Genomic DNA, 7,731 nt, shown 5'->3' with positions numbered 1-7,731 from the left:
GCGGGCGGGCGCGGCGAGGCGCGGGGCGGGCTGGCCTCGCTCGGTCTCGGCATCGTGCACGACCTGATCTCCGGGTACGGGGGGAGCCTGGAGATCCGCACCTGCGAGATGGGCGGCGCGCGCGTGCGCATGCTGCTCCCGTCGGCGCCGCCGCCGGAGGACGCGGCGCCGGTCACCCCCCATCGCGACGACTGGCGGCCCCATCCATGAAAGTGATCATCTGTGACGACCACGCCGTCTTCGCCGACTCGCTGTCGCTGGTGCTGTCGGACGCCGGGCACAGTGTGGTCGGCGTGGCCTACTCCCCCGAGGACGCCCTGCCGGTGCTGCGCGCCCGGCCGTCCGACGTGTGCCTGATCGACCTGCACTTCCCGTCCGGCACCGCGCTCGAATGGATGCCGCGGCTGCGGCTCGCCGCGCCGGAGACCCGGTTCGTCGTGCTGACCGGCTACCTCGAACAGGCGGTGCTGGAGGCGGGCGTGGCCGCCGGTGTGCGGGGGTTCGCGCACAAGGGCCAGCAGGCCGGGGACATCCTCACCGTGCTGCGCCGCGTCGCCGGGGGCGAGGTCGTCGTCGACCAGGCCGCCCGGCGCGGCGGGCCCGCCCGGCCGCGCAGCCAGGCGCAGCGGTTCGCGCAGTTCCTCACCCCGCGCGAGCGCGAGGTGCTGACGCGGCTCGCGCGCGGGGAGTCCACGCAGGCGCTGGCCAAGGCGATGGGGGTGACGCGCAGCACCGCGCGCAGCCATGTCCAGAGCGTGCTCAGCAAGCTCGGCGTGCACTCGCAGCGGGAGGCGGTGATCGAGGCGGCGCGGCACGGCCTCGTCAGCGTGGAGACCGGGGAGTGGCTGGCGGGCTGACCGATCCGCTCCCATAGGCCCCGCCCATATGGCCCGCTGATATGGCCCGCTCCATCGGGTCCGGGAAGGCCGGTGCGGCTAAGGACGGCCGAAACCGGACATACAGCCTCCGCCCGGGACGCGTTAGCGTCGCCTGGAAGAGGAGGTTTCCCATGCCTCAACGACGAGGCACGCTACCCATCTCCGACGCCGAGGTCCTCGGCTGCGCCGAAACCTACGCCCGCGGCGTCCCCTACGACCGCCTGGAGCGGCTCCGCACCCGGACCCCCGTCGTGTGGCTGGACGGCCGGCTGTCGGAACGGCCGGGCGCCTGGGCCGTCCTGCGGTACTCCGACGTCCAGCACGCGCTGGCGCGTCCCGGGCTGTTCGTGCCCGTGCCCGACGACAGCGTCCTGCACGGCCCCACGATCGACGACGCGCCCGCCGAGGCGCGGGACGGCCGCCGCGCGGACGGGCGGCGGGGCACCACGCTGATCGACATGGATCCCCCGGCGCGGGCGATGCTGGACCGGGTGCCGGACGGGGAGCCCGTCGACTTCGTCGCCGATGTCGCCGCCGACCTCCCCGAGACGCTCCGCAACACCCTGGCCGGCGGGCTCCACGCCCTGCTGCGCCACCCCGGGCAGTACGACCGGCTCCACGAGCGGCGCGCCGACGACCGGCTCCTCGACAGCGCCGTGGAGGAGATGCTGCGCTGGTGGACGCCCGTCACGCAGGTGTGGCGGACGATGCGGCGCGGCACCGTCATCGGCGGCGTGCCGCTGCTGGCGGGCGAGCGCGTCGCGCTGTGGCTCGCGTCCGCCAACCGCGACGCGGAGGTCTTCGCCGAGCCGGAGCGGTTCATGGCCGACCGGTTCGTCCCGGAACGGCCCGCGTCCGAGCACGTCAGAGGCGACTCCGCCCGCGCCAGGGCCCTCCGGGTCGTACGCCGCCACCAGCGGGAGCAGCGCGTCCGGCCGCATCTGTGCTTCGGCTACGGCGATCGTGCCTGCCTCGGCGAGCGGCTGGCCCGCGTGCATCTGCGGGCGCTGCTCGTCGCGCTGCTGGACCGTCCGGGGCGTGCCCGTCCGGCCGGAGAGCCGGTAATGTTGCGTTCGAGCGCCCGTCACGGTTTCGAGCGGCTACCGATCCGCTGGACCGGCTGACGGCGGGCAAGCGCCAGTGCGCATGACATGCAGGCCCGGCACGGATCCGCCGGCGTCCGGCCGCCCTCCCTGGGGACGGCCAGGTGACGCGCGGCCGTCCCCGAGACCGGCCGTTCGCTGAACGTTTCCTGGAACTCTGCCGTATCCCGGCTGAGTTATCTCCTTGCGTGCCGCGGAATGCGGCACGCGTGCGCCATAGGGGGCTGTGGTCGTGGGTCTGACGAGCTGGGGGCTGCTCGGTCTGCTGGCCGTGGTCGTGTTCGCCTGCCTGGGCGCGACCGTCTGGGCCTGGCCGCGCGTCGCGTCCCGAGGCGCCCGCGCGGCCGGCGTCCGCGTCCTGCTGCTGCTCGGCTGCCAGGTCGCGGTCATGCTGACGCTGATCACCGCGCTCAACAGCTACTACCTGTTCTACGGGACGTGGACGGACCTGATCAGCGCGGCGGGCGGCAACGCCCAGGCCGGCCGGCACAAGCCGCCGCCCAACCCGAACGCGGCCGCCGCCACCGAGGTCGTCCGGACGGTGCGGGCCAAGCTCGGGCCATCGCGCGGCGGCAAGCACGTCCCCGAGCGGGACGGCCAGGTCGAGCACCTGGACATCCGCGGCATCCGCACCGGGATCTCCGCCGAAGCCTACGTCTACCTGCCGCCGCAGTACTTCCAGCCCGCGTACGCCGCCCGGCGCCTCCCGGTCGTGATCCTCATCGCCGGGTACCCGGCGGCCGACCGGCTGGTGTGGATCAGCAAGGGGCACATCCCGCAGGACGCCGCGCAGGCCGGGGCGGCGGGCCAGATCCAGCCGATGATCTACGTGATGATGCGGCCCACCGTCGAGGACGGCTGGGACACCGAGTGCGCCGACGTGCCGGGCGGCCCCAAGGTCGAGACGTTCTTCGCCCAGGACGTGCCGGAGGCGGTCTCCGCGACATACCGGGCGCCGTACGGCCGGCAGGGCTGGGGCCTCGCCGGCTACTCCACCGGCGGGTACTGCGCCACGAAGCTCACCCTGCTCCACTCCGACCGGTTCGCCGCCGGGGTCAGCATGGCCGGGCACTTCCACGCGCTGCTCGACACCACCACCCGCGAGCTGTACGGCGGCAGCAAGTCCCTCCAGCGCGGCAACGACCTGATCTGGCGGCTGAGGAACCTTCCGCAGCCGCCGGTGTCGATCCTCGTGGCCTCGGCGGACGTCGGGGAGAAGACGTTCCCGTCGGCGCAGCGGTTCATGGCGGCCGCGCGTCCACCGCTGGTGGTCGACAAGGTGCTGCTGCCCACCGGCGGCCACAACTTCAAGACGTTCCGCAAGTACATTCCGCCGTCGGTCCGGTGGCTGAGCGGGCACCTGCGGGGGGAATGACATGGAACCGATCGGCGGGACGTTCCTCACCCTCGTCTGCGGGCTGGCCGCCGGCTGCCTCCTGGCGGTCGTGCTGCTGTGGCCGCGCGCCGCGGGCCCCGGCGCCCGGCCGCTGCTGGCGAGGTCCGGGATGCTGCTGGCCGCGCAGGCGACCCTGACCGCGGCGATCATCGTGCTCACCAACCGGTACTTCGTGTTCTACGCGACGTGGGACGACCTGCTCGGCGCGGACACGGTGAAGGTGCGGGTCAACCAGGTGCAGCCGAGCCGCGGGCAGGAGGCCGACCCCGCCGCGCTCGTCCGCCGCACCACGACCGACCTCGGGCCGCGGCGGCGGGGCCACGAGCGCGACCCGCGGCGGGACGGGCGGGTGGACCGGCTGGAGATCCGGGGCGCGCGCAGCGGGCTGGACGGGGAGGCGTACGTCTACCTGCCGCCGCAGTACTTCCAGCCCGCGTACGCGAAGAAGCGGCTGCCCGTCGTCATCGTCGTGTCCGGCGGCCCGTCCGACGGCAAGACGGCGTGGATCAAGCAGGCGCGGCTGCCCGAGGCGGTGAACGCGATGGCACGCGTCCAGCCGGTCGTCTACGCGATGGTCCGGTCGGCGCGCGGGCTCGTCCCGGCCCCGAGGCCCCCGGCCGGCGCGGGCGCCGACAAGGGCCTGCCCAGGGCGGGGGCCCCGGACGCCCGTCCCACCGCCTGCCTCGACCTGCCCGGACGCTCCGGCGGCCAGGCCGAGACCTACTTCGCCCAGGATCTCCCGCTCGCCTTGGCGGGCGCCTACCAGCTGGCGCGGAGCCGCAACGGCTGGGGCGCCGCCGGGTACGCGACCGGCGGCCAGTGCGCGGCGCGGCTCGCGATGCTGCACTCCGACCGCTTCTCCGCCGCCGCCGTCCTCGACGGCCAGTTCGGCCTGCCCACCGGCGGCGGCGTGGTCGGCGAGCAGAACAACCCGCAGGTCCACGGCCCGAACGACGACCCGTACGGCGGCAGCGACGCCTACCGCCGCGACAACGACCTCCTGTGGCGGATGGAGTACCTCGCGCCGCCGCCGGTGTCGATCCTGGCCGCGGCGGGCGGCGACGGCCCGAGCGCCCCGCAGGCCGCACGGTTCGCGGCCCTCGCCAGGCGGCCCATGTGGGCGGCGAAGTCCCTGGTGCCCGGCGCGCCGCAGACGCTCAAGCAGTGGCAGCCCCACCTCACGCCCGTCCTGGAGTGGCTGGGCACCCACCTGCGCGGCGAGTAGGGGCTTCCGGCTACCTCTCGGGGAGTAGGCGTGCTCACTCCCCCGGGCCGACGTGGACCGAGGGGCGATGTCCTAACGTGCAGGAATGAGCACTTCGCCGCCGCACGTACCGGTGCGGGCGCACTGGCCGCGGCCCGGCCTGTGGCCCGTGTGGGTCGTCCCGCTGTTCCTGGCGCTGTTCCAGGTGTTCGGGACGATGGCCGCGCAGCACAGCGGGGAGCGCGGCGAGCGGGGCGGCGGGCCGTGGAGCCACGGCGGGGGCGGCCCGCCCGACTACGGGATCAAGGAGCTGGACGGCCTGGGCATCGCCCTGCTGCTGGCCGGCCCGGCCCTGCTCCTGCTGCGCCGCCGCCATCCGGCGTTCACGCTGGTCGCGACCGGCCTCGTCACGGGGCTGTACTTCCTGCGCGGCTACACCTACGGTCCGGCGCCGTTCGCGGCGGGGGTCGCGATGCTGGCCGCGGTCACGGCCGGGCACCGGCTGCTGGCCTGGGCGGGGACGGGCGCCGCGCTGGCGGCCTTCTTCGGCATCACCGCGGTGATCGGCATCCCGCTGGAGCGGCGCGGCGAGGCCGGGCGGCTGTTCCCCGTGGAGGAGCCGACCCTGCCGGGGACGGCGTTCGTCCTCGGCTGGGCGCTGGTGGTGCTCGTCACCGCCGAACTGCTCCGGATGCGCGCCCAGAAGGCCGCCGAGGCCGCCCGCACCCGCGCCGAGGAGGAGCGCCGCCAGGCCAGCGAGGAGCGGCTGCGGATGGCCCGCGAGCTGCACGACGTGCTCGCCCACAACATCTCGATGATCAACGTGCAGGCCGGGGTGGCGCTGCACCTGATGGACGACGACCCCGAGCAGGCGCGGACGGCGCTGGCCGCGATCAAGGAGGCCAGCAAGGAGGCGCTCACCGAGATGCGCGGGGTGATCGGGGCGCTGCGGGCGCAGGGCGAGAGCGCGCCCCGCTCCCCCACCGCCGGGCTCGCCCGGCTGGAGGACCTGCTGGCCCGCGCCCGGTCCGCCGGGCTCCAGGTGGAGGCCGAGATCACCGGGGACCGGCGGCCGCTGCACGCCGGCACCGACCTCGCCGCGTTCCGGATCGTCCAGGAGTCGCTCACCAACGTCACGCGGCACGCGGGGTCCGGCCCGGTGACGGCGCGGGTCCGCATCGCCTACGGTGAGCACGAGATCGAGGTGCGGGTCGAGGACGACGGCCGGGGGGTGCCCCTCCTGGACGACCATCCGGGCGGCAGCGGGATCCGCGGCATGCGCGAGCGGGCGGCCGCGCTGGGCGGGACGTTCGCCGCCGGGCCCCGGACCGGCGGCGGGTTCCAGGTCCGCGCGACGCTGCCCCTGACAGACGACCTCGCGGGCACCGAGGCCGAGACTCCGCTCGGAAAGGGGTAATCGGTGATCAAGGTCCTGCTGGCCGACGACCAGGTATTGGTCCGCGCGGGCTTCCGCGCGCTGCTGGCCGCCCAGGCCGACATCGAGGTGGTCGGCGAGGCGAGCGACGGAGAGGAGGCCGTCGCGCGGGCGCGCAGCCTGCGCCCCGACGTGATCCTGATGGACATCCGGATGCCGGGCGTGGACGGGCTCACCGCCACCCGCCGGATCGCCTCGGACGAGCGGCTGGACGGCGTGAAGATCGTCATCCTCACCACGTTCGAGCTCGACGAGTACGTCTTCGAGGCGCTGCGCGGCGGGGCGAGCGGGTTCCTGGTCAAGGACACCGAGCCCGTCGAGCTGATCCACGCCGTCCGGGCCGTCGCGGCCGGGGACGCGCTGCTGTCGCCGAGCGTGACGCGGCGGCTGATCGCCGAGTTCGCCGCGCGGGCCAAGGAGCCCTCGCCGTCGCCTCGGCTGAACGCGCTGACCGACCGGGAGCGGGAGGTGATGACGCTGGTCGGCGAGGGCCTGTCCAACGAGGAGATCGCCGCCCGGCTCGTGGTGAGCCCCGCGACCGCCAAGACCCACGTCAGCCGGACGATGGTCAAGCTCGGCGCCCGCGACCGCGCCCAGCTGGTCGTGTTCGCCTACGAGTCGGGTCTGGTCAAGCCGGGATGGATGCCCTAGTGAACCGATACCGTGGGAGCCGCGGCGGCCGTCCTGGAATGTCGGCACTCTCCGGCGATTGACCGCCCCGGCCCGCGCCGGCATGGCAGGGTGATACGCAGCAGGGTGATACGCACAGGCCGTCACCGACGCGAAGGAGTCCGGTGCCGAACGCCACGAGGATCCTCGCCGTCGACGACCGCGACGAGAACCTGGTCGCCCTCGCGGCGGTGCTCGACGCGCTGCCCGTCGAGGTCGTGTCCGTCTCGTCCGGGCAGGCGGCGCTCAAGGAGCTGCTGAACGACGACTTCGCGCTGATCCTGCTCGATGTCGTGATGCCGGGGATGGACGGGTTCGAGACCGCCGGCCACATCAAGGCCAGGCCCCGCACCCGCGACATCCCGATCATCTTCCTCACCGCGGCGGGCGAGGCGGGCGAGCAGGCGTTCCGCGGGTACGCCGCGGGCGCGGTCGACTACCTGACCAAGCCGTTCGACCCGTGGCTGCTGCGCGCGAAGGTCTCGGTGTTCGTGGAGCTGCACCGCCGCAACCTGGAGCTGCGGCGGCAGGCCGGGGTGCTGCGCCAGACGCTCGCCGACAACACCGAGGGCGCCGCCGGCGGCTGCGAGCCCCTGCTGAGGTCGCTCGACGAGCGGCTAGCCAAGGTCGAGGACGACGTCGCCCGGCTGCGCTCCGGCGAGCCCGCCGACGAGCTCGACGACCACGTCGCGTCCCTCCGGCTCGCCCTGAACGCCCTGTCCTCCGGCGGCTGACGCGCCGGGACGCGCCGAGGGCCGGGACGCGCCGAGGGGCCGAGGTCAGAGCGCCTGTGACGTCCAGGCGGCGGACACGGGTGCCTGCCGCGACGGCATCGCGCCGCTCTGCAGCTTCTGGCGCATGATGAAGGCGCCGACCAGCACCGCGGCCACCACGAGGATCACCGCGATCGTCACGATCAGCAGCGTCTTGCGGCGCTCGCCGCCGTGGGCGCGCTGATAGCCGTGGACGGGCGGGGGCGGCGAGGGTTGCTGCCAGTTCGTGTACTGGCGGGGCTGCTCCCAGGGCGGCGGGGTCTGCGGAGCCTG

Annotated in this window: 7 protein-coding genes and 2 pseudogenes; 8 read left to right on the top strand and 1 reads right to left on the bottom strand. The window is 74.5% G+C overall.

Annotation, left to right across the window (positions count from 1 at the left end):
• From E1298_RS48865 to E1298_RS40990, 8 genes and pseudogenes are all read left to right on the top strand, one after another.
• Nucleotides 1-210, top strand: a pseudogene (locus E1298_RS48865) (hypothetical protein); the annotation flags it as partial.
• A 2-nt stretch (nucleotides 211-212) separates the two neighbouring features.
• The gene (locus E1298_RS41020; protein WP_165975912.1) at nucleotides 213-857 is read left to right on the top strand and encodes a LuxR C-terminal-related transcriptional regulator; all 645 of its coding nucleotides are present in this window, start codon (nucleotides 213-215) and stop codon (nucleotides 855-857) included.
• A 152-nt stretch (nucleotides 858-1,009) separates the two neighbouring features.
• Nucleotides 1,010-2,002 carry a cytochrome P450 gene (locus E1298_RS41015; protein WP_131902783.1) on the top strand — a complete coding sequence of 331 codons (993 nt, stop codon included), beginning with the start codon at nucleotides 1,010-1,012 and terminating at the stop codon, nucleotides 2,000-2,002.
• Nucleotides 2,003-2,213: 211 nt separating this feature from the next.
• Nucleotides 2,214-3,356, top strand: coding sequence for an alpha/beta hydrolase (locus E1298_RS41010; RefSeq protein ID WP_131902782.1), 1,143 nt, complete (start codon nucleotides 2,214-2,216; stop codon nucleotides 3,354-3,356).
• A 1-nt stretch (nucleotide 3,357) separates the two neighbouring features.
• Nucleotides 3,358-4,602 (top strand): alpha/beta hydrolase, encoded by a 1,245-nt coding sequence (locus tag E1298_RS41005; RefSeq protein ID WP_131902781.1) that lies wholly within the window; start codon nucleotides 3,358-3,360, stop codon nucleotides 4,600-4,602.
• Nucleotides 4,603-4,687: 85 nt separating this feature from the next.
• Nucleotides 4,688-5,998 (top strand): sensor histidine kinase, encoded by a 1,311-nt coding sequence (locus E1298_RS41000; protein ID WP_131902780.1) that lies wholly within the window; start codon nucleotides 4,688-4,690, stop codon nucleotides 5,996-5,998.
• Between the two features lie 3 nt (nucleotides 5,999-6,001).
• On the top strand, nucleotides 6,002-6,667 hold the full coding sequence (locus tag E1298_RS40995) for a response regulator (RefSeq protein WP_131902779.1): 666 nt from the start codon (nucleotides 6,002-6,004) through the stop codon (nucleotides 6,665-6,667).
• A 143-nt stretch (nucleotides 6,668-6,810) separates the two neighbouring features.
• The gene (locus E1298_RS40990; protein ID WP_131902778.1) at nucleotides 6,811-7,419 is read left to right on the top strand and encodes a response regulator; all 609 of its coding nucleotides are present in this window, start codon (nucleotides 6,811-6,813) and stop codon (nucleotides 7,417-7,419) included.
• 45 nt (nucleotides 7,420-7,464) lie between these two features.
• On the opposite strand, the pseudogene E1298_RS48860 reads toward E1298_RS40990, so the two are convergent.
• Nucleotides 7,465-7,731, bottom strand: a pseudogene (locus E1298_RS48860) (hypothetical protein); the annotation flags it as partial.

Source organism: Actinomadura rubrisoli (assembly GCF_004349215.1).
In the GTDB taxonomy this organism is placed as follows: Bacteria; Actinomycetota; Actinomycetes; order Streptosporangiales; family Streptosporangiaceae; genus Spirillospora; species Spirillospora rubrisoli.
This window is presented reverse-complemented; position numbering and strand designations above follow the sequence as displayed.

Bases quoted from the DNA above. Each gene is read 5' to 3' on its own strand.
- E1298_RS41015 (WP_131902783.1), top strand. From the start codon at position 1,010: ATGCCTCAACGACGAGGCACGCTACCCATCTCCGACGCCGAGGTCCTC.
- E1298_RS41000 (WP_131902780.1), top strand. From the start codon at position 4,688: ATGAGCACTTCGCCGCCGCACGTACCGGTGCGGGCGCACTGGCCGCGG.
- E1298_RS41005 (WP_131902781.1), top strand. From the start codon at position 3,358: ATGGAACCGATCGGCGGGACGTTCCTCACCCTCGTCTGCGGGCTGGCC.